This is a genomic window from Methylobacterium sp. WL6, assembly GCF_008040095.1.
In the GTDB taxonomy this organism is placed as follows: Bacteria; Pseudomonadota; Alphaproteobacteria; order Rhizobiales; family Beijerinckiaceae; genus Methylobacterium.
In genome coordinates, this window is sequence record NZ_VRVH01000629.1 from 1 (window position 1) to 800 (window position 800).

An 800-nucleotide genomic window follows, 5' to 3' on the forward strand; every position below is an offset into this window, starting at 1 on the left:
GCTGCCGCCCGCGGCCTCGGCCGGGACGAAGCGCTGGACCAGCAGCGGCAGCGGCAGCAGCAGCAGCGCCAGCGGCGCCGCCCAATCGAACGCGGAACCGAGCGCCGTGACCCAGGCCGGGAGCAGGCTCATCCGCGCATCCGCCCGATCAGGCGCCCGAGCTCGGCATCGAGGACGGCCGGGTCCGGCCGGTCGCTGCGGCGATAGAGCCCCTCGGCGAGGACGCGCCCGGCGCCTTCGGTGAAGAAGGTGGTGGCGAACAGCCCGTCGAGCCTGTGCGCCCAGGCCGTTCCTTGCGCGCTCGCCGCGTCCTCGCCCTGCACGGTGCGGGCGACGCGGCGCAGCAGCCGGGCCTGCGCCACGAGCCGGGCCTCCGGGTCGAGGTTTCGCGCGGCGGCGAGATCGCGCAACGCCGCGCGGCGGACCGTGGCGCGGGCGCGGACCCGGAGATAGCGCACCAGACCGACGAGCAGCGCGGCGGCGAAGCCCGCCAGGATCGCGACCACGACCTCGCCGGAGATCGCCCCCGCCGCCTGGTTCGGCAGGTGCAGCCCGCGCAGGGCCTCGAGGGTGGGAGGAGCGTCGGCGGGGGTCATCGTTTTCCGCCTGCGGGCATACGCACCCCCTCCCCCCGACGGATCTCGAGCAAGCCCGAGATCCGCACCTCGTGTGCCCAAGTCGGGCAGGCCCGACTTGGGTGCGGGGGAGGGTACCCTGCGGAGCAGGGGGGGAGGGAAACGGCGGCGGCTTCACAACACCGCATCGAGCCGCTCCATCAGCGGGGCGTAGGCCTCCGGGCC

1 protein-coding gene is annotated in these 800 nt (G+C 75.6%); it reads right to left on the minus strand.

All coding sequences use genetic code 11. The features are described from left to right. Positions 1-128: 128 nt before the first annotated feature. Entirely contained in the window at positions 129-596 is a 468-nt protein-coding gene (locus tag FV230_RS28860) for a DUF4381 family protein (protein ID WP_147844791.1), read from the minus strand. Positions 597-800 lie beyond the last annotated feature (204 nt).

What these genes read in the sequence shown, in the direction of transcription:
- FV230_RS28860 (WP_147844791.1), bottom strand. Translation starts at nt 596, where the DNA reads ATGACCCCCGCCGACGCTCCTCCCACCCTCGAGGCCCTGCGCGGGCTG.